Here is a 19,610-nt window from a genome sequence, read left to right as displayed (position 1 = left end):
GCGCGGCCGCGGGCCGGCGCACGGTGCCGCCCGGCACGGCGGCGCGCACGATGACGCTCGGCGCGTACGTCGCACAGCGGTGGGGTACCGAGATCCTTGGCGGTCCACGGTTGCCCGACAGTCACGGCGAACAGGCGAGCCGCCGCTACGGCGTCGGCGGCGCGCGCCGCGAGGCGGCCGACGGCTTCACGACCGTGTACGGTGTCGGCCTGCCGGCGCTGCGTCGGGCACAGCGCAGTGTGCCCGACGATCCGGAAGCCGCGCGCGTGGACGCGTGCTTCGCGCTGATCGCCGCGCTCGACGATACGAATCTGCTGCACCGGGGCGGCCAGGCCGGCCTCGATTTCGCGCACGCCACCGCACGCGCATTCGTGGCCCGCGGCGGCGTGCGTGCGCGTGACTGGCGGCTGCACGCGGTCGCCGCGCACCGCGCGTTCGTCGCGCGCCGCTTGAGCCCGGGCGGCGCGGCCGACCTGCTGGCGATGAGCGTGTTCGTCGATGCGCTCGAAGCGGACGAGGAGGGGCGATGACGCTGGCGATTCTGTGCTCGGGGCAAGGCGCACAACGCGCGGACATGTTCGAGCTGACCGGCGCGGTGCCGCAGGCCGACGCATTGTTCGCGCATGCCGGCCGGCTCCTCGGCGACGATCCGCGCGACTGGGTGCGGCAGGCCGAGCCGGACGCGCTGCGCGAGAACCGCGCCGCGCAGATCCTCTGCACGGTGCAGGCGCTGGCGGCTACCGCCTTGCTCGATGCGGTGTGGCCGCGGCGTCGCTGCGTCGCGGGCTACAGCGTCGGCGAAGTCGCGTCGTGGAGCGTCGCGGGGATGATCGATCCGCACGACGCGCTCGACCTCGCCGATGCGCGTGCCCGCGCGATGGATGCCGCGAGCGGCGGCGATGAACGGATGGTGTTTGTGCGCGGGCTGACGCGCGCGCGGCTTGCGCAACTGTGCGACGGCCGCGACGCGGCGATTGCGATCGCGAATCCGGGCGACGCGTTCGTCGTCGCCGGGCGGCAGGGCGACGTCGACGCGGTGGCCGACGACGCGGTGCGCGCTGGTGCGTTGCGCGTCGCGCCCGTGTGCGTGCGGATCGCGTCGCACACGCGCCGGCTCGCGTCGGCGGCGCCCGTGTTTCGCGCGTCGCTGGCCGCCGTGAGCGTGCGCCGGCCGCTGCCCGGCACGCGACTGTTTTCGGGGATCGACGGCGCGTCGGTGCTCGATGTGCAGACGGGCCTGGACAAGCTCGCGCGGCAGATCGCGGAGCCGGTCGAGTGGGCGGCCTGCCTGGCCGCGTGCGTCGAGGCCGGCGCGACCGCGTTTCTCGAGCTCGGCCCGGGCCGCGCGTTGGTCGAGATGGCGAGTGGCGCGTATCCGGCGCTGCCGGCGCGCAGTGTCGCGGATTTCCGCTCCGTCGACGGCGTCGCGAGCTGGCTCGCGCGCGTCGCGGCCGGCTGACCGACGCCGCGCAAGCGGCCGGAACACGCTTCTGGACTGCTTCGACCCCGCTTGGAAAACGGCCCGCCGGCCGGTCGTTTCGCGCCGGGTGTTGCGCCGGCGCAGCAGCGCTGCAGCAGGCGCTTGCCACGCGAATTGGCGTCGCTACAATGGCGCCCGCCATGAGACCAGCCGCCTTCCTCCTCACCGCGCTCACCTGCGCGGCGACCGCCCACGCCAGCCCGATTCCGTCCGACGCCGCATCGGTCGGCAGGTACTTTTCATATGACAACGCGGCGGCCGACGCGACGGTCGACCTGATCGAGAACGCGCAGCGCCGCGTGCTGCTGGCCGGCTACGCGTATGTGCCGCCCGCGGTCGCGGCGGCGCTGCGGGCGGCGCGCGCGCGGGGGATCGAAGTGCGGGTCGTGCTGGCGCGCTCGTCGCGCACCGGCAAGTACAGCGGCGCCGGTTATCTGAAATCGGCCGGCATCGATGTCGCGATCGACTCGCGGCACGGCGATCCCGCGCCGCGCTTCGTGATCGTGGACGACAGTGTCGCGCTGACGACGCTGTCCGACGGCGCGGCCGCGCATGCGGACACGGTGAACGTGTTCCACCGCGCACCGGAGCTCGCGCAGTCGTACGCGCAGTCGTTCTGGCGGCTTTACCGGCAGGCCGGCGGGCTCTGACCGCCGACCCGTCGCCCGCCCAGGCCGGCCCAGTCCGGGCGAACGCGCCCAATCCCTTGCTTCGCCACGAGCCACGCGCCGCACCCGCCGGTATGACCCCCCTTGCATCGGCGCCGCCGATGAACCATGCTCGTTGGACAGGCGCCGGCGCGGGTGTCGCGCATCCGGCGCAATGGCAGGGAGCCGATCGTGACCGAATGTTTTGTCGATCGTGCCGACGCGGGCAGTCGGCTTGCGCATGCGCTGCAGGACTACGCGGGGCGTGACGACGTCGTCGTGCTCGCGCTGCCGCGCGGCGGCGTGCCGGTTGCGTTCCCGGTCGCGCTGGCGCTGCGCGCGCCGCTCGATGTGCTGGTCGTGCGCAAGCTCGGCATGCCGTCCGATCCCGAATTCGCGATCGGTGCGATCGCGACCGGCGGGGCGATCCATCTGCAGCACTCGGCGATCCGCGCGATGGGGGCGACCGACGGCCAGCTCGCCGAGCTGATCGCGCGCGAAACCGTCGAGCTGCAGCGCCGCGACGCACTGTATCGCGGCGCCAGGCCGCTGCTCCCGGTGGAGGGGCGCATCGCGATCGTGGTCGATGACGGCGTCGCGACCGGCGCGTCGATGCGCGTCGCGCTGCAGGCACTGCGCGAGCGCCATCCTGCGCGCATCGTGGCCGCCGCACCCGTCGCGCCGGCCAGCGCCCGGCATGCGTTCGACGATCTGGCCGACGCGTTCGTGGCGGTGTCGCAGCCGGAGTCGTTCTTCGGGATCAGCCAGTTCTACGCGCGTTTCGAGCAGACCGCGGACGACGAGGTGCGCGCGCTGCTCGACGCGGCCCGCGCGCAGGACGGCGGCATCACGTCCGCCTGATCCGGCGTCGGCGCGGTCCGGGGTGGTCCGCTTCGGCCTGCGCGAACACGCGCTGCAGCACCGGATGGACGTCGCCGCGCCAGCGCGCGCCGGTGAACAGCCCATAGTGGTCGCAATCGCCGATATCGGCGCGGTGACGCTGGCCGGCCGCGAGGCCGCGGCACATGTCGAGCGCCGCATGCGTCTGGCCGGCGCCCGTGACCGCGTCGCACGCCCCTTCGACGGTCAGCAGCGCGACGCCGCGCAGCGCGGCCGGCTCGACGCGCCGGCCGCCCACGTCCCACGTGCCGTTCGCGAGGCACATCCGCTGGAACACGATATCGACGGTATCCAGGAAGTATTCGGCCGGCATGTCGAGCAGCGCCGTGTATTCGCGCAGCGCACGCCGCGCGTCGGCCAGCGCCGCCATGTCTAGATGCGACGCGGCCCGCGCGTAGTCCTCGATCAGCACCAGGAAGCGCTGCGGATACAGCAGCGCGATCTCGCCTTGCTGAAGATAGGTCGGGAACACATGCCGGCCGCGGCCAGCGAAGCAGGGCGGCACGATGTCGATCAGGTGGCGGCGGCACCACGCGAGCGAGCGGGATGCGGCGGTGGTGCCGAGCGTGGTCGGGTTGACGCGCGCGTCGAGCGGCCCGCCGATCAGCGTGACGCTCGCGGGCGGCGGCAGGCCGCGCGCGGCGCGCAGCGCGAGGGCGCCGAGCGCGGGAACGGTCGCCTGGCACACCGCGACGACGTGCAGCGGCCGATCGTCGCAGGTGAGCGCGTCGACGAAGCCGTCGAGCGTCGCCACGTACTCGTCGAGCCCGAAGCGGCCCGACGCGAGCGGGACGTCACGCGCATTGACCCAGTCGGTCACGCCGACGTCGCCGTCGGCGAGCAACACCTCGACGGTTTCCCGCATCATCACGGCCGCGTGGCCCGCGAGTGGCGCGCACAGCAGCACCGTGCGCCGTGCGTCGCCGCGCGTGAAGCGGCGCAGGTCGCAGAACGGCGTGCGCGCGACGATCCGCTCGTCGACGGCGGGGCGCTGGAGATCGAAGCGCGGCGGCCCGGCGGCCGGCCCGAGCAGCGGTTCGAACAGGTCGTCATAGCAGGAAGACGCGGCGTACGGCAGCGTCGCGGCGGGCCACACGTCGAACGCGTGGCGCGTTGCCGCGCGCCAGGCGCGCATCCATTCCCGCTGCTGCTCGACGACGGCATACCACATGGCGAACCTTGGTACGGAAGGGGCGTGAATCTGCATTATGGTCACTCTGGCCGCGCAGCGGGTGTCGGATACGTGACCGAGTGACGTGCATCAAGCGCGCATCGAGCACGCGGCGACGCCGCGCCGCGCTAGGCGGCGGCGCGCGGCGCTGCTACAGTCGTCGGTCCCATTCTTTCAAGCGGAGCGTTTGCGATGAAGCTGATCGGCATGCTGGATTCCCCGTTCGTCCGTCGTGTCGCCATTTCGGCGAAGCTGCTCGACCTGCCGTTCGAACACGAGTCGATCTCGGTGTTCCGCCACTTCGACCGATTCCGCGAGATCAACCCGGTGGTGAAGGCGCCGACGCTCGTGACCGACGACGGGACGACGCTGATCGATTCGTCGCTGATCGTCGACTACCTCGACCACTGCGTCGCGCCGGAGCGGCGCCTGCTGCCCGACGCCGCCGATGCGCGACTGCGCGCGCTCGTGCCGGTCGGCTTCGCGCTGGCGGCGGCCGAGAAGACGGTGCAGGTCGTGTACGAGCAGGCGCTGCGGCCGGCCGAGAAGCAGCATGCACCGTGGCTCGAGCGCGTGCTGAGCCAGCTCGAGGCCGCGTACGGCGAACTCGAGCCGCGCGTCGCGGCCGCGAACGGCTGGTTCGGCGGCGCACGGCTGCTGCAGTCCGACGTGAGCGTCGCGGTCGCGTGGCGCTTCACGCAGTTCATGGCCGCCGATTACCCGCCGCTCGGCCGGATCGATCCGGCCCGTTATCCGGCGCTCGCCGCACATTCGGCGCGCGCGGAAGTGCTGCCGGCGTTTGTCGAGACGCCGCTCGACTGAAGGCGCCGGCCGCTTCGGCCGCCCGGGGCGGCGCGACCGGTCCGACCCCACCGGTGCCGACATCCGGCGCGCATCGGTCCGGCCGGCGGTAATCGGACGCCCGGCCGGCCATTTTCGTGCGGCGCGGCGTCCGGAAAACCCCCTCGCGTCGATCCGTGCGCGCTCCCGCGGCGCTGCTCGCCACCCGCCCAGGCCCGCCCGGCAAGGCGCAGCCGATTGTTCGCAACCGCTGACAAGTGACTTCGCATTCGCGGTGTTTATCCGGATACCGGCCATCCCTAGAATCCACTCCATCGAATATGCATTACCTGATGGAGCCGATGATGAGAGCGCTGATCGAATCGAGCCTGTACCACCCGTCCGTCGTGTTGCCGCTTGCCGCGCTGACGCAGCTGATGGTCGAGCGCGATTTCAATCTCGGCCAGGTCGGCTTGATCGTCGCCGCGCGCGGCGCGCAGGCGGCCGTGTCGCGGTCGCGCGCGCTGATCTTCTGCCGTCACTGCGAAGCGCACCACGCATGAGCGCGCGTATGGCGCGCAGATAATAAAAAGCCCGGCCGGCGCAAGCCGGTCGGGCGGATCGGGTTCGATCGAGCCCCGGCTTCGGCCGGGGCTTTTTCATGTGCGACGCTCAGGCGCGTGCGGTCGACACGACGCCGTAGATTTCCGTGTCGTCTTCCTCGCGCAGCTGGCGCACGAGCTGGTGTGCCTCGCGACGCGACGCGACGGCCGGCGGCGAGCCCTTGAGCGGCTGGCGCGCGGTTTCGGCGAGCGCGACGACCGACACGATGCCGATCACGGCCGCCCCCATCATGTAGTACGCGGGCATCATCAGATTATTGGTCACGTCGACGAGCCACGCGGTCATCAGCGGCGTCGTGCCGCCGAACAGTGATACCGATACGTTGAAGCCGATCGCGAGCGCGCCGCAGCGGATCTCGGTCGGGAACAGCGCCGGCAGCGCCGACGGCATCACGCCGGTGAAGCACGACAGCAGCACGCCGAGGATCAGCAGGCCGCCGAACACCGACGCGGTGCTGCCCGCATGGATCAGCATCATCGACGGGATCGCCAGCACCAGCAGGCCGACGCAGCCGGCCAGCATCACGGGCTTGCGGCCGATCCGGTCCGACAGGCGGCCGGCGGCGAGCGTCAGCGGCATCATCAGCACCATCACGATCAGCACGAGCACGAGGCTGTGCGACTCGTCGAAGTGCAGCGTCGACGACATGAAGCTCGGCAGGTACGACAGCACCATGTAGTCGGTCACGTTGAAGATCAGCACGAGGCCGACGCAGAGCAGCAGCGCGCGCCAGTTGGCGAGCAGCGTCTCGCGGAAGCGCACCTTCGGCACGGCCTTGTCCTGCGCTTCGCGCGCTTCGGCCTGGCGCTTGAACGCCGGCGTTTCCTCGAGCTTCATCCGGATGTACAGACCGATCAGGCCGAGCGGACCCGCGATCAGGAACGGCACGCGCCAGCCCCATGACAGCAGCGCTTCCTGCGACAGCGACGCGGTGAGCAGCGCGACGACGCCTGCACCCATCACATAGCCGATCAGCGTGCCGAACTCGAGGAAGCTGCCCATGAAGCCGCGGCGCTTGTCGGTCGAGAATTCGGCGATGAAGGTGGCGGCGCCGCCGTATTCGCCGCCGGTCGAGAAGCCCTGCACGAGGCGGGCGACGAGCAGCAGCACGGGCGCCATGATGCCGATCGACGCGTAACTGGGGATCAGGCCGATCGCGAAGGTGCCGACGGCCATCATGATCATGGTGGCGGCGAGCACGCGCTGGCGGCCGATGCGGTCGCCGAGCGGGCCGAACACCATGCCGCCGAGCGGGCGCACTAGGAACGCGGCGGCGAACGTGCCGAAGGTCGCGAGCAGCTGCGCGGACGGGCTGCTGGACGGGAAGAACACTTTGCCGAGCGTCACGGCGATGTAGCTGTAGACGCCAAAGTCGAACCATTCCATCGCATTGCCGATGGCCATTGCGCTGACGGCGCGCTTGAGCAGGCTCTGGTCGACGACGGTAATGTCGTCCGCGGCGAGCGGGGCCTCGCCGGACGACGTGGAGGAAGCAGCAGCGGTCGGGCTGACGTGTGTTGCGGTCAAGGTCATGCACTCCTTTGACTGCGCCGGAACGGGCGGGCCGTCCGACACGGTTTGCCGGCGAGCGCGATGTCGTGTGCTGCGCGTCGGGGCAGGCCATTAAGCACTTACGGAATAAAGGGCTGTAAGGGACTGCTTCGACGCGGGCCCGATGGGCCGTCGCGACGGTGCGCTCATGAAGAATGGGCCGCGTGATGCGAGCGGCAGATGCCGGTGCGGACTGGGTCCGGCGTTCCGGCAAGCGCCCCGGAGGGGCAACGAAACGAGAAAAGCGGGCCTGTCGGGCGGGCTTTCCTGTGGGTGCAATTTCGGTCGAAGCACCGGCCCGCAACGCGCGGACGGACTTCTTGCGAAATCGAATAGACAGAGATTGAATGTTGAAACAGGCGACATGATAGCACGATGACGGAAGATCGTGCAAATTGCCCGGAATCCCCCGTGTAGCGGGGCTTCCGGCGGGGCCTGCTCCGGTATGATCGGCGGCGCGCGGCGGGGTCGCGCTGCCCCCCGTGACTGGCGGGGAATCCACGAGGAACCGGATGACCGAACTGATGAAGATCGCGGCGCTGTTCGCCGTCACTGCGCTGGCCGAAATCGTCGGCTGCTACCTGCCGTGGCTCGTGTTGAAGGATGGGCGGCCCGGCTGGCTGCTGGTGCCGGCCGCGCTGTCGCTCGCGCTGTTCGCATGGCTGCTGACGCTGCACCCGAGCGCGGCGGGGCGCACGTACGCGGCGTACGGCGGCGTGTATATCGCAGTGGCGCTGATCTGGCTGCGGGTGGTCGACGGCGTCGCGCTGACCCGCTGGGATGTGGCCGGCGCGCTGCTCGCGCTCGGCGGGATGGCCGTCATCGCGCTGCAGCCGCGCGTGTAGGCGCGGCTGCAGGCGTAGTCGCTGCGTAGCGCGTCAGGCGGCGCCGGCAGCGTCCGCGTCGGCGGACTTGCGCCACACGCAGGTGCCCTTGACCGACTTGTCGAGTTCGTCGAGCTGGGTCTGGTGCGCGGCGAGCTCGTCGTCGCTCGCCGCGACGACCGGCAGGTCGAGCGACGCGAGCGCCACACGCTGGCCGTTCGCCGCGCCGCCGTCGGCGAGCGCGTCGTCCAGCATGTCGATCACGAGGCTGTCCTGGCCGCGCGTCATCGCGAGATAGACCTCGGCGAGCAGTTCCGAGTCGAGCAGTGCGCCGTGCAGCGTGCGGTGCGCGTTGCTGATGCCGAAGCGGTCGCACAGTGCGTCGAGCGAGTTGCGCTTGCCGGGGAACATCTGCTTGGCCTGCACGAGCGTGTCGATCACGCCGCCGCAATGCTCGGTGAACGGCGGCAGGTCGAGCCGCGCGAATTCGGCGTCGAGGAACCCGAGGTCGAACGGCGCGTTGTGGATGATCAGCTCGGCGTCCTTCACGAAGTCGCGGATCTGGTCGGCGACTTCCGCGAACTTCGGCTTGTCGCTCAGGAATTCGGTCGTGAGGCCGTGCACCGCCAGCGCGCCCGGATCGCTGTCGCGCTCGGGGTTCACGTAGATGTGCAGGTTGTTGCCGGTGAGCCGCCGGTTCAGCAGCTCGACGCAGCCGATTTCGATGAGGCGGTCGCCCGTGCGGGGATTCAGGCCGGTGGTTTCGGTATCGAGAATGATCTGGCGCATGTCGGATAAATCGGGAAAGACAGGAGGGCGGCCTGCGTTCAGGCCACCAGCGATTCGACGCCGCGATTTGCGAGCGCGTCCGCGCGTTCGTTTTCGGGATGGCCGGCGTGGCCCTTCACCCAGCGCCACTCGACCTCGTGTTGCGCGACGAGCGCGTCGAGCCGCTTCCACAGGTCGGCGTTCTTCACCGGTGTTTTCGATGCGGTGATCCAGCCTTTCTTCTTCCAGCCGTGGATCCACTCGCTGATGCCTTTCTGCACGTATTGCGAGTCGGTATGGACGATCACGCGGCACGGCCGCTTCAGCGCCTCGAGCGCGGCGATCACGCCCATCAGTTCCATCCGGTTGTTGGTCGTGTTGGGTTCGCCGCCGAACAGCTCCTTTTCGCGGTCGCCGTAGCGCAGCAGTGCGCCCCAGCCGCCGGGGCCGGGGTTGCCCTTGCAGGCGCCGTCGGTATAGATGTCGATGGTGTCGGTGGTGTCGGTAGTCATGAGTGTTCTTGATGGGTAGTCGGGGTGGCTGCCGGCGTCAGGCCCGGTGCGAGCACGGGCTTCTTCATCTTGATCTGGCCGACGAGGCGCATGCCGCGCACGCGCTTGACGGCCGTGACCATGTAGACGGCGCCGAAGATCGGCCACCAGCGGTCGCCGGCGGCTTCCATGAAGCCGTAGCGGGCCAGCCATTTGTCGGTGATGAGCGGTGGCCGGTAGCAACCGAAGCGGCCGCGCTCGAGATCGAAGCCGAGCAGCTTGATCCAGTCCTTGAGCCGGATGAATGCGATCTGGTCGCGCGCGGCCGGCACGAACGGGCGGTTGGCCATGCGCCCGAACGACTGGCGCATCCCCCACAGGCTGAGCGAATTGAAGCCGGTGATCACGAGCTGGCCTTCCGGCATCAGCACGCGTTCGGCTTCCCGCAGCAGGCGGTGAGGGTCGGACGTGAATTCCAGCGTGTGCGGCATCACGATCAGGTCGACGCTCTGCGACTCGAACGGCAGGTCGAGCAGATCGCACCAGGTCGTGCTGCGATCGGCCGGCGCATGCTCCGGCGCGCGCGCTTCGCGCGCCCACGGGTACTGGTAGGGCGCACTCGCGCCGCTCGCCGGATCGAGCACGAGGCCGCGATACGGCATGCGGTTCTCGCGCAGCGCGTCGAGCTGCGGCAGGCCGAGCTGCAGCGCATGAAACCCGAATACGTCGGACACGATCCGGTCGAGCTGCGCCTGCTCCCAGTCCAGCACGTAGCGGCCGGGCGGCGAGTCGGTCCAGGCGGGCCAGTCTATAATTTGACGATCGGACATAACGATGATTGCGCGCCCATGAACGAGCTGGAATACGTGCCGGTACCGGCATTCGAAGACAACTACATCTGGCTCGTCTCGGACGGCCGCGATGCGATCGCCGTCGATCCGGGTGAAGCCGCGCCGGTACGCCGTGTTCTTGCCGAACGCGGCTGGCGGTTGACCGCTATTTTACTCACGCACCATCACGCCGACCATGTCGGCGGTGTCGCCGCGCTGCAAGATGGCCAGCCGGACGATGCGCCGCTCGTGGTTTACGGCCCGGCGGCCGAGGCGATCGGCGTGGTCACGCGGCCGCTGGCGGGTGGCGATCGCGTGACGCTCGACGCGCCGGCGCTCGCCTTCGACGTGCTCGACGTGCCCGGTCACACGCGTGGCCACCTCGCCTATTTCCAGGCGGCCGGGCAGGGCGCCGCCACCCCGCATGTGTTCTGTGGCGACACGCTGTTCTCGTGCGGCTGCGGTCGCCTGTTCGAGGGTACGCCTGCGCAGATGCTCGCGTCGCTCGACGCGCTCGCGGCGCTGCCGGGCGACACGCACGTGCATTGCGCACACGAATACACGCTGTCGAACATCCGCTTCGCGCTCGCGTGCGAGCCGGGCAATGCGGCGCTCGCCACCTGGCGCGACGATGCGCAGGCATTGCGCGCGCGCGGCGTGCCGACCCTGCCCACCACGATCGCGCACGAGCGTGCCGTCAACCCGTTCATGCGGGCGGACAGCGTGGCGATTCATGCGACGCTCGAGGCCGAGCTGCACGAAACGGTGCCGGATCGTTTGGCGGCGTTCACGCTGATGCGCGAGTGGAAAAACCGGTTCCGATGATGATTTCCGGAGGACTCCAAAGCTCAAGCGGAGTCTGTAAAAATTGCTCCAAATGTAGGATTTCGCTGAGTTTTCGGTGTTTTTATTGACGTGAAGCACGCACTTCCGTAGTATCGCCAGCAATTTCCAGCCGTCGGAAGCCGAGATTTTCATGCGACTTATATTGAGTGCGATGGTGGTCCTGCTGCTCGCCGCTTGTGCGAGCCAGGCTCCTGTCGCCAACAACGCCGCCGATTCGCAGGCGGCGTCCAACTACCTCCGTAAATCAGCCACCGCTAAAGAAACCGTCGACGTCGACAAGCAATCCGTCGGCGACCTGACCAGCGCAGACACCGATCTCTGGGGGCGCATTCGTCGCGGCTTCCAGATGCCTGACCTGCAGAGCGACCTCGTCGACATGCAAACGACGTGGTACACGCAGCGTCCCGATTACGTGCAGCGCATGACCGAGCGCTCGCAGAAGTACCTGTACCACATCGTCGAGGAGCTCGAGGCGCGCCACATGCCGACCGAGCTCGCGCTGTTGCCGTTCATCGAATCCGCGTACAACCCGCAGGCGCTGTCGGTCGCGAAGGCGGCCGGCATGTGGCAGTTCATGCCCGGCACGGGCCGCACGTACAATCTGAAGCGCAACATGTGGCAGGACGAGCGCCGCGACGTGCTCGCGTCGACGAGCGCCGCGCTCGACTACCTGTCGCGCCTGCATGACATGTTCGGCGACTGGTATCTGGCGCTGGCCGCGTACAACTGGGGCGAGGGCAACGTGCAGCGCGCGATCGCGCGCAACCAGGCGGCCGGCCTGCCGACCGACTACCAGAGCCTGCGGATGCCGAACGAGACGCGCAACTACGTGCCGAAGCTGCAGGCGGTGAAGAACATCATCGCGAGCCCGCAGCAGTATGGCCTGACGCTGCCGGACATCCCGAACCACCCGTATTTCGTGACGGTCACGACGTCGCGCGACATCGACGTGGCGGTGGCCGCGAAGCTCGCGAACCTGCCGCTCGACGAATTCCGCTCGCTGAACCCGTCGTTCTCGAAGCCGGTGATCCTCGGTGCGACCGAGCCGCAGATCCTGCTGCCGTTCGACAACGCGGCGGCGTTCGAGAAGAACCTGAAGGCCTATAACGGGCAGCTGTCGACGTGGACGACCTACACGGTCAGCGAGCGCGCGCGTCCGGCCGCGATCGCCGAGAAGATCGGCGTCGACGCCGATACGCTGATGTCGGTCAACAAGATTCCGGCCGGCATGCGCCTGAAACCGGGTTCGACGATCGTCGTGCCGCGCGGCGATGACGACGACGAGGACATCAGTGCGGACGTCGCGGAAAACGGCGCGCTCGCGATGGAGCCCGACGTCCCCGACACGCGCAAGATGCTGATCCGCGTGCGCCGCAAGCAGTCGATGGCGGCGCTCGCCGGCCGCTACGGCGTGTCGGTCGGCCAGCTGAAGGCATGGAACCGCACGCACCGCGATCTCGTGATGCCGGGCCAGACGCTCGTGCTGCACGTGCCGGTCGGCCGTACGGTGCCGGCAGAGCCGGGCCCCGAGCGGATCGCGACGTCGGTCGGCAGCGCGCATGTCGAGCGTGCGAGCCTGGCGGTGGGCGGCAAGTCGCGCGGTGCGAAGCACGCCGCCGCGAAGCCCGCGGCCCGGGGCGCGAAGGCGGCGCCGGCCAAGGCCGCCGCGCACAAGGGCAAGAAGAAGTAACACTCGCGCGGTCATGATGGCGTCGCGTCGGTCCGGACGGGCCACGCGAATGGGTTATCATCCGATGAAACGCGAAGCAACGCCGTCACCGAGGTGACGGCGTTTTCATTTGCGCGGGCAGTGGGGCCGCTGCTTCGTGGGCCTGGGGCAACCACGCAAGGAGAAGCGATGTCGTCGGTGCAGGTGAGGGTGCTCGCGCTGTTTGCGATCGGGTATTTCGTGTCGTATGTGTTCCGCGGCGTCAATCTCGGCTTTGCGCCGTTCGTCACGCACGAGCTCGGGCTGTCGGCCGCCGATCTCGGGCTGCTTACCAGTCTCTATTTCCTCGGCTTCGCCGGCGCCCAGATTCCGGCCGGCGTGCTGCTCGACCACTTCGGCCCGCGTCGCGTGGCGGCCGGCATGCTGGTGTTCGCGGCCGCCGGCGCCGCGGTGTTCGGCGTCGCGCACGACCTCGGCACGATGATGATCGGCCGGCTCCTGATCGGCGTCGGCGTATCGGTGTGCCTCGGTGCGGCGTTCAAGGCGCTCGCGCAGCATTTTCCGGTCGGCCGGCTGCCGCTCGTCAACGGTCTCGTGATGGCCGTCGGCGGCCTCGGCGGCGTCGCGGTCGGCTCGCCGCTGACCTGGCTGCTCGGCTTGACCAGCTGGCGCGTGATCTGCGGCGGCCTTGCGGTGCTGACGCTCGTCGTCGCGGCCGCGATCGGTTTCGGCGCGCCCGAGGCCGAGCGGCCGCGCCACCAGGGTGGCCTCGTCAGCCAGTTCAAGGGCACCTGGCACATCCTGGGCAGTCGCGCGTTCTGGAAGATCTCGTCGTTCTCGATCGTCACGCAGGGCGTGTTCTACGCGATGCAGTCGCTGTGGGTCGGGGCCTACCTGCGCGATGTCGCCGGGTTCGATGCGCAGCACGCCGCGCGGCTCGTATCGGTGCTCGGCTTTGCGATGATGGCCGGCTGCGTCGGCTTCGGTGCGGCGGCGCGCGTGCTCGAGCGGCGCGGCGTGTCCGTCCAGGCATTCTGCGGCGTCGGCATGGCGCTGTTCGTCGCGACGCAGGCTGCGATCGTCGCGCGCGTGCCGCTGCCGCCGGCCGTGCTGTGGGCGGCCTACGGGATGTTCGGCGGGGTCGGGATCCTGACCTATGCGGTGCTGGCCGGCCACTTTCCCGCTCATCTGATCGGCCGCGTGAATACGACGCTGACGCTCGTGATCTTTGTGCTGATCTTTGCGATCCAGATCGGCATCGGCGCGGTGCTGTCGCACTGGCCGGCGCTCGACGGCCATTACCCGGTCGCCGCGCACGTCACCGCGTGGAGCGTGCTGATCGCGCTGCAGCTCGCGAGCGCGGCCTGGTGCGCGTGGCCCGCGCGCGACGCTGGCAAGCAGGTTGATCCGGCGGTACGCTGACGGGTAGGGCGGTCGCGGAAACGGGGCCGCAGCAGGGAATGCCGCATGCGATGCCACGGCGTCGCGGGCGCCGCATGCGCGATCGGATGGCCATGTCGATTGAAGATAAGGCCATTTTCGGGCTATAATTTGAAAGTTTGTGCTGATCAACCTCGCACCCTAGCGCCTACCTCACTCATCCCGTTCATCCGCCGCACGCCGCCTGTCGGGCGCTGCCGCGAAGCCTCGTGCGCCACGCGCCGGGTTCGCGTCTCGACAACGCAGGTCGCGTCCAGCTAGCGATTCCGCGCGCCTACGCAGCGCGGCGCTCGCGCGGCAGGGTAAACAGGTCGGCAGCAGGGTGTTCCCCAAGGAGCCTCCCGTGTTGCCGTCTTTTTCTCCCGCCTTGCTTGCACTCGCCGACGGCACGGTCTTTCGTGGTTATTCGATCGGGGCCGAAGGCCATACGATCGGCGAAGTCGTGTTCAACACCGCGATCACCGGCTATCAGGAAATCCTGACTGACCCGAGCTACGCGCGTCAGATCGTCACGCTTACCTACCCGCATATCGGCAACGTCGGCGTGAACGCCGAAGACGTCGAAGCCACGAAAGTCCATGCCGCCGGCCTGATCATCCGTGATCTGCCGACGCTCGCATCGAACTTCCGCATGGAGCGCACGCTCGGTGATTACCTGCGCGACGAAGGCATCGTCGCGATCGCCGGCATCGATACCCGCAAGCTGACCCGTATCCTGCGCGACAAGGGCGCGCAGAGCGGCTGCATCCTGGCCGGCTCGGACGACGCGGAGAAGGCGATCGAGCTCGCGCGCTCGTTCCCGGGCCTCGCGGGCATGGATCTCGCGAAAGTCGTGTCGACCACCAAGTCGTTCGAGTGGAAGCAGACCGAATGGCGCCTCGAAAGCGGCTACGGGATGCAGGAAGCACCGAAGTACCGCGTCGTCGCGTATGACTTCGGCGTCAAGTACAACATCCTGCGCATGCTCGCGGAGCGCGGCTGCCACGTGACGGTGCTGCCGGCCGAGGCGAGCGCGGAAGATGCGCTCGCGCTGAATCCGGACGGCATCTTCCTGTCGAACGGCCCTGGCGATCCGGAACCGTGCGACTACGCTATCGCGGCCACCAAGGAATTCATCGAACGCGGCGTGCCGACGTTCGGCATCTGCCTTGGTCACCAGATCATGGGTCTCGCGGTCGGCGCGAAGACGCTGAAGATGAAGACGGGCCACCACGGCGCGAACCACCCGGTGAAGGATCTCGGCGACGGTCGCGTGGTGATCACGTCGCAGAACCACGGCTTCGCGGTCGACGCGGATTCGCTGCCGGCCAACGCGCGCGTGACGCACGTGTCGCTGTTCGACGGCACGCTGCAGGGCTTCGAGCTGACCGACAAGCCGGCATTCTGCTTCCAGGGCCACCCGGAAGCGTCGCCCGGCCCGCACGACATCGGCTATCTGTTCGACCGTTTCACCGCATTGATGGACGCGGCGAAGCAGCGCAACGCCTGACGCAACTGAAGCAACCGAAGAACGGGAGATTCGCATCATGTTCGGCCACGCACTCGGCATCACGGATATCTGGACCTACGTGTTCGGCGTGATCTTCATCATCCTGCTGCCGGGGCCGAACTCGATGTACGTACTGTCGCTCGCGGCGCAGCGCGGCGTGAAGGCCGGCTATCGCGCGGCCTGCGGCGTGTTCGTCGGCGACACGGTGCTGATGGTGCTGTCCGCCGCGGGCGTCGCGTCGCTGCTGAAGGCGAATCCGCTGCTGTTCTCCGTCGTGAAGTACGGTGGTGCCGCGTACCTTTTGTACATCGGCACCGGGATGCTGCGCAGCGCGTGGCAAAAGCTGCGCGCGCGTGCCGATGCGTCGGCTGACGCGCCGCCTGCGGTCGACGGCGAGCGGTCTTTCGACAAGCCGTTCCGCAAAGCGCTGGTCGTGAGCCTCCTGAATCCGAAGGCGATCCTGTTCTTCATCTCGTTCTTCATCCAGTTCGTCGACCCGGCATTTCCGCATCCCGCGCTGTCGTTCGTCGTGCTCGGGGCGATCGCGCAAGGCGCGAGCTTCCTGTACCTGAGCACGCTGATCTTCGCGGGAGCACGGCTCGCCGAGCATTTCCGCCGTCGCCGCAAGCTCGCGGCGGGCGCGGCGAGCAGCGTGGGTGGCCTGTTCATCGGTTTCTCGGTGAAGCTCGCGCTCGCCACCATGAGCTGAGCGCAGCCGGCCGACCCACGACAACGATTACTTACTGAATTCACAAGCCATGCCAAAACGCACAGATATCAAGAGCATCCTCATCATCGGCGCCGGCCCGATCATCATCGGCCAGGCGTGCGAGTTCGACTATTCGGGCGCGCAGGCTTGCAAGGCGTTGCGTGAGGAGGGCTACAAGGTCGTTCTCGTCAACAGCAACCCGGCGACGATCATGACCGACCCGAACACGGCCGACGTGACCTACATCGAGCCGATCACGTGGGAAGTCGTCGCCCGCATCATCGAGAAGGAGCGCCCGGACGCGATCCTGCCGACGATGGGCGGCCAGACCGCGCTGAACTGCGCGCTCGACCTGCACCACCACGGCGTGCTCGAGAAGTTCGGCGTCGAACTGATCGGCGCGTCGCCGGAAGCGATCGACAAGGCGGAAGACCGCCAGAAGTTCAAGGAAGCGATGACCAAGATCGGTCTCGGTTCCGCGAAGTCGGGCATCGCGCACTCGATGGAAGAAGCGACCCAGGTGCACGCCGAAATCATGGCCGGCACCGGCGGCAGCGGCTACCCGGTCGTGATCCGTCCGTCGTTCACGCTCGGCGGCTCGGGTGGCGGCATCGCGTACAACCGCGAAGAATTCGAAGAGATCTGCAAGCGCGGTCTCGACCTGTCGCCCACGCGCGAGCTGCTGATCGAAGAGTCGCTGCTCGGCTGGAAGGAATACGAGATGGAAGTCGTGCGCGACCGCGCCGACAACTGCATCATCGTGTGCTCGATCGAAAACCTTGACCCGATGGGCGTGCACACCGGCGACTCGATCACGGTCGCGCCGGCGCAAACGCTCACCGACAAGGAATACCAGATCCTGCGTAACGCATCGCTCGCGGTGCTGCGCGAGATCGGCGTCGACACCGGCGGCTCGAACGTGCAGTTCTCGATCAACCCGAAGGACGGCCGCATGGTCGTGATCGAGATGAACCCGCGCGTGTCGCGCTCGTCGGCGCTCGCGTCGAAGGCGACCGGCTTCCCGATCGCGAAGGTCGCGGCGAAGCTGGCGGTCGGCTATACGCTCGACGAGCTGAAGAACGAAATCACCGGCGGCCAGACGCCGGCGTCGTTCGAGCCGACGATCGACTACGTCGTCACGAAGATCCCGCGTTTCGCGTTCGAGAAGTTCCGTGAAGCCGATTCGCGCCTGACCACGCAGATGAAGTCGGTCGGCGAAGTGATGGCGATCGGCCGCACGTTCCAGGAATCGTTCCAGAAGGCGCTGCGCGGCCTCGAAGTCGGCGTCGACGGTCTCGACGAAAAGTCGACCGACCGCGACGAGATCGCGATCGAGATCCACGAGCCGGGCCCGGACCGCATCTGGTACGTCGGCGATGCGTTCCGCATCGGCATGACGGCCGAAGAGATCTTCGCGGAAACCGCGATCGACCCGTGGTTCCTCGAGCAGATCGAACAGATCGTCCTGAAGGAAAAAGCGCTGTCGGGCCGCACGCTCGCGTCGCTGTCGTTCGACGAACTGCGCTACCTGAAGCAGAGCGGTTTCTCCGACCGTCGCCTCGCGAAGCTGCTCGGCGCGACGCCGGAAGACGTCCGCAGGCGCCGCGTCGAACTGAACGTGCGCCCGGTCTACAAGCGCGTCGATACCTGCGCGGCCGAGTTCGCGACGAAAACCGCGTACATGTACTCGACCTACGAGGAAGAGTGCGAGGCGCAGCCGACCACCAACAAGAAGATCATGGTGCTGGGCGGTGGTCCGAACCGGATCGGCCAGGGTATCGAGTTCGACTACTGCTGCGTGCACGCGGCCCTCGCGATGCGCGAGGACGGTTACGAAACGATCATGGTCAACTGCAACCCGGAAACGGTGTCGACCGACTATGACACGTCCGACCGCCTGTACTTCGAGCCGCTGACGCTCGAGGACGTGCTCGAGATCGTCGACAAGGAAAAGCCGGTCGGCGTGATCGTCCAGTACGGCGGCCAGACGCCGCTGAAGCTCGCGCTCGACCTCGAGGCGCACGGCGTGCCGATCGTCGGCACGTCGCCGGACATGATCGACGCGGCGGAAGACCGCGAACGCTTCCAGAAGCTGCTGCAGGACCTCGGCCTGCGCCAGCCGCCGAACCGCACCGCGCGCGCCGAAGACGAAGCGCTCGCGCTGGCGGCCGAAATCGGCTATCCGCTCGTCGTGCGTCCGTCGTACGTGCTGGGTGGCCGCGCGATGGAAATCGTCCACGAGCCGCGCGACCTCGAGCGCTACATGCGCGAGGCCGTGAAGGTGTCGAACGATTCGCCGGTGCTGCTCGACCGCTTCCTGAACGACGCGATCGAATGCGACGTCGACTGCATCTGCGATGGCGACGCCGTGTTCATCGGCGGCGTGATGGAGCACATCGAGCAGGCGGGCGTCCACTCGGGCGACTCGGCATGCTCGCTACCGCCGTACTCGCTGTCGAAGGAAACCGTCGCCGAGCTGAAGCGCCAGACGGGCGCGATGGCAAAGGCGCTGAACGTGGTCGGCCTGATGAACGTGCAGTTCGCGATCCAGCAGGTGCCGCAGGCGGACGGTTCGAAGCAGGACATCATCTACGTGCTCGAAGTGAACCCGCGCGCGTCGCGCACGGTGCCGTACGTGTCGAAGGCGACCAGCCTGCCGCTCGCGAAGATCGCGGCGCGTGCGATGGTCGGCCAGAAGCTCGCGCAGCAGGGCGTGACGAAGGAAGTCGAGCCGCCGTACTTCAGCGTGAAGGAAGCGGTGTTCCCGTTCGTCAAGTTCCCGACCGTCGATCCGGTCCTCGGGCCTGAAATGCGCTCGACCGGCGAAGTGATGGGCGTCGGCCAGACGTTCGGCGAAGCGCTGTTCAAGTCGCAGCTCGCGGCCGGTTCGCGCCTGCCGGAGTCGGGCACGGTGCTGCTGACCGTGATGGACGCGGACAAGCCGAAGGCCGTCGAAGTCGCGCGCATGCTGCACGACCTCGGCTACCCGATCGTCGCGACCAAGGGCACGGCTGCCGCGATCGAAGCGGCCGGCGTGCCGGTGAAGGTCGTGAACAAGGTGAAGGACGGCCGTCCGCACATCGTCGACATGATCAAGAACGGCGAGATCGCCCTCGTGTTCACGACGGTCGACGAGACGCGCCAGGCGATCGCCGATTCGCGTTCGATTCGCATGAGCGCGCAGGCGCATAAGGTCACGTACTACACGACGATGTCGGGCGCGCGCGCGGCCGTCGAAGGCTTGCGCTACCTGAAGGATCTGGAAGTCTATGATTTACAAGGTCTTCACGCTCGCCTAAACTAAGCAGTCAGTTACCTGTCGAAGCAACACGTGCCGCGGTTAAGCGGTGTTTCCGGTTCGCCGGAAACGCGCTTAATCGCGGTGATTTTT

Annotated in this window: 18 protein-coding genes; 13 read left to right on the top strand and 5 right to left on the bottom strand. The window is 68.2% G+C overall.

Features of this window, described 5'->3' with window-relative positions; all coding sequences use genetic code 11:
- The 4 genes from PI86_RS05355 to PI86_RS05340 all read left to right on the top strand — a co-directional run.
- The coding region (locus tag PI86_RS05355) for a triphosphoribosyl-dephospho-CoA synthase (RefSeq protein WP_039319529.1) at positions 1 to 530 on the top strand (530 nt) is incomplete at its 5' end.
- A complete protein-coding gene (mdcH, locus tag PI86_RS05350; protein ID WP_039319525.1) occupies positions 527 to 1,459 on the top strand; it encodes a malonate decarboxylase subunit epsilon in 933 nt (310 codons plus the stop codon). The genes PI86_RS05355 and mdcH, both read left to right, overlap by 4 nt.
- A gap of 149 nt (positions 1,460 to 1,608) precedes the next feature.
- On the top strand, positions 1,609 to 2,130 hold the full coding sequence (locus PI86_RS05345) for a phospholipase D-like domain-containing protein (protein WP_039319523.1): 522 nt from the start codon (positions 1,609 to 1,611) through the stop codon (positions 2,128 to 2,130).
- 189 nt (positions 2,131 to 2,319) lie between these two features.
- On the top strand, positions 2,320 to 2,988 hold the full coding sequence (locus tag PI86_RS05340; protein ID WP_039319541.1) for a phosphoribosyltransferase: 669 nt from the start codon (positions 2,320 to 2,322) through the stop codon (positions 2,986 to 2,988).
- Here PI86_RS05340 and phaZ read toward each other — a convergent pair.
- Positions 2,975 to 4,198, bottom strand: a complete 1,224-nt coding sequence (phaZ, locus tag PI86_RS05335; protein ID WP_039319520.1) for a polyhydroxyalkanoate depolymerase — start codon at positions 4,196 to 4,198, stop codon at positions 2,975 to 2,977. The two genes, PI86_RS05340 and phaZ, sit on opposite strands and share 14 nt — an antisense overlap.
- Before the next feature lie 192 nt (positions 4,199 to 4,390).
- Here phaZ and PI86_RS05330 point away from each other — a divergent pair, with 192 nt between their 5' ends.
- A complete protein-coding gene (locus tag PI86_RS05330) occupies positions 4,391 to 5,020 on the top strand; it encodes a glutathione S-transferase family protein (protein WP_039319518.1) in 630 nt (209 codons plus the stop codon).
- Between the two features lie 320 nt (positions 5,021 to 5,340).
- Positions 5,341 to 5,541, top strand: coding sequence for a hypothetical protein (locus tag PI86_RS05325; protein WP_039319539.1), 201 nt, complete (start codon positions 5,341 to 5,343; stop codon positions 5,539 to 5,541).
- Between the two features lie 109 nt (positions 5,542 to 5,650).
- On the opposite strand, the gene proP is transcribed toward PI86_RS05325, so the two are convergent.
- Positions 5,651 to 7,135, bottom strand: coding sequence for a glycine betaine/L-proline transporter ProP (gene proP / locus PI86_RS05320; protein ID WP_039319515.1), 1,485 nt, complete (start codon positions 7,133 to 7,135; stop codon positions 5,651 to 5,653).
- 530 nt (positions 7,136 to 7,665) lie between these two features.
- Between proP and PI86_RS05315 the strand changes: the two genes are divergently transcribed.
- Entirely contained in the window at positions 7,666 to 7,998 is a 333-nt protein-coding gene (locus PI86_RS05315; RefSeq protein WP_014897441.1) for a YnfA family protein, read from the top strand.
- A 33-nt stretch (positions 7,999 to 8,031) separates the two neighbouring features.
- Here the strand turns inward: PI86_RS05315 and dnaQ are convergent, their stop codons facing one another.
- From dnaQ to PI86_RS05300, 3 genes are read right to left on the bottom strand one after another with little or no spacing between them, the layout of a single operon-like run.
- Positions 8,032 to 8,766 carry a DNA polymerase III subunit epsilon gene (gene dnaQ, locus PI86_RS05310; RefSeq protein WP_014897440.1) on the bottom strand — a complete coding sequence of 245 codons (735 nt, stop codon included), beginning with the start codon at positions 8,764 to 8,766 and terminating at the stop codon, positions 8,032 to 8,034.
- A 38-nt stretch (positions 8,767 to 8,804) separates the two neighbouring features.
- Positions 8,805 to 9,257: a ribonuclease HI gene (gene rnhA / locus PI86_RS05305; RefSeq protein ID WP_014897439.1), complete on the bottom strand. Its 453-nt coding sequence runs from the start codon at positions 9,255 to 9,257 to the stop codon at positions 8,805 to 8,807.
- The gene (locus tag PI86_RS05300; protein ID WP_014897438.1) at positions 9,254 to 10,066 is read right to left on the bottom strand and encodes a class I SAM-dependent methyltransferase; all 813 of its coding nucleotides are present in this window, start codon (positions 10,064 to 10,066) and stop codon (positions 9,254 to 9,256) included. Before PI86_RS05300 ends, rnhA begins: the two co-directional genes overlap by 4 nt.
- Positions 10,067 to 10,084: 18 nt before the next feature.
- On the opposite strand from PI86_RS05300, the gene gloB reads away from it, so the two are divergent.
- The 6 genes from gloB to carB all read left to right on the top strand — a co-directional run bounded on the left by gloB (position 10,085) and on the right by carB (position 19,523).
- A complete protein-coding gene (gene gloB, locus PI86_RS05295; RefSeq protein ID WP_039319510.1) occupies positions 10,085 to 10,891 on the top strand; it encodes a hydroxyacylglutathione hydrolase in 807 nt (268 codons plus the stop codon).
- A 151-nt stretch (positions 10,892 to 11,042) separates the two neighbouring features.
- Positions 11,043 to 12,602 (top strand): transglycosylase SLT domain-containing protein, encoded by a 1,560-nt coding sequence (locus PI86_RS05290; protein WP_039319507.1) that lies wholly within the window; start codon positions 11,043 to 11,045, stop codon positions 12,600 to 12,602.
- A gap of 168 nt (positions 12,603 to 12,770) precedes the next feature.
- Positions 12,771 to 14,003: an MFS transporter gene (locus tag PI86_RS05285; RefSeq protein ID WP_039319504.1), complete on the top strand. Its 1,233-nt coding sequence runs from the start codon at positions 12,771 to 12,773 to the stop codon at positions 14,001 to 14,003.
- Positions 14,004 to 14,364: 361 nt separating this feature from the next.
- Entirely contained in the window at positions 14,365 to 15,510 is a 1,146-nt protein-coding gene (carA, locus tag PI86_RS05280) for a glutamine-hydrolyzing carbamoyl-phosphate synthase small subunit (protein ID WP_039319502.1), read from the top strand.
- Between the two features lie 37 nt (positions 15,511 to 15,547).
- A complete protein-coding gene (gene leuE / locus PI86_RS05275) occupies positions 15,548 to 16,219 on the top strand; it encodes a leucine efflux protein LeuE (protein WP_039319500.1) in 672 nt (223 codons plus the stop codon).
- 49 nt (positions 16,220 to 16,268) lie between these two features.
- Positions 16,269 to 19,523 (top strand): carbamoyl-phosphate synthase large subunit, encoded by a 3,255-nt coding sequence (gene carB / locus PI86_RS05270; protein WP_039319498.1) that lies wholly within the window; start codon positions 16,269 to 16,271, stop codon positions 19,521 to 19,523.
- The last annotated feature ends 87 nt before the right edge of the window (positions 19,524 to 19,610 follow it).

Source organism: Burkholderia sp. A9, from assembly GCF_000801975.1.
The sequence above is the reverse complement of the archived record's forward strand: the minus strand, read 5'-3'. Positions and strand labels throughout refer to the sequence as shown.

Bases quoted from the DNA above. Each gene is read 5' to 3' on its own strand.
- mdcH (WP_039319525.1), top strand. From the start codon at position 527: ATGACGCTGGCGATTCTGTGCTCGGGGCAAGGCGCACAACGCGCGGAC.
- PI86_RS05345 (WP_039319523.1), top strand. From the start codon at position 1,609: ATGGCGCCCGCCATGAGACCAGCCGCCTTCCTCCTCACCGCGCTCACC.
- phaZ (WP_039319520.1), bottom strand. From the start codon at position 4,198: ATGTGGTATGCCGTCGTCGAGCAGCAGCGGGAATGGATGCGCGCCTGG.
- PI86_RS05330 (WP_039319518.1), top strand. From the start codon at position 4,391: ATGAAGCTGATCGGCATGCTGGATTCCCCGTTCGTCCGTCGTGTCGCC.
- PI86_RS05325 (WP_039319539.1), top strand. From the start codon at position 5,341: ATGATGAGAGCGCTGATCGAATCGAGCCTGTACCACCCGTCCGTCGTG.
- proP (WP_039319515.1), bottom strand. From the start codon at position 7,135: ATGACCTTGACCGCAACACACGTCAGCCCGACCGCTGCTGCTTCCTCC.
- PI86_RS05315 (WP_014897441.1), top strand. From the start codon at position 7,666: ATGACCGAACTGATGAAGATCGCGGCGCTGTTCGCCGTCACTGCGCTG.
- dnaQ (WP_014897440.1), bottom strand. From the start codon at position 8,766: ATGCGCCAGATCATTCTCGATACCGAAACCACCGGCCTGAATCCCCGC.
- rnhA (WP_014897439.1), bottom strand. From the start codon at position 9,257: ATGACTACCGACACCACCGACACCATCGACATCTATACCGACGGCGCC.
- PI86_RS05300 (WP_014897438.1), bottom strand. From the start codon at position 10,066: ATGTCCGATCGTCAAATTATAGACTGGCCCGCCTGGACCGACTCGCCG.
- gloB (WP_039319510.1), top strand. From the start codon at position 10,085: ATGAACGAGCTGGAATACGTGCCGGTACCGGCATTCGAAGACAACTAC.
- PI86_RS05290 (WP_039319507.1), top strand. From the start codon at position 11,043: ATGCGACTTATATTGAGTGCGATGGTGGTCCTGCTGCTCGCCGCTTGT.
- PI86_RS05285 (WP_039319504.1), top strand. From the start codon at position 12,771: ATGTCGTCGGTGCAGGTGAGGGTGCTCGCGCTGTTTGCGATCGGGTAT.
- leuE (WP_039319500.1), top strand. From the start codon at position 15,548: ATGTTCGGCCACGCACTCGGCATCACGGATATCTGGACCTACGTGTTC.
- carB (WP_039319498.1), top strand. From the start codon at position 16,269: ATGCCAAAACGCACAGATATCAAGAGCATCCTCATCATCGGCGCCGGC.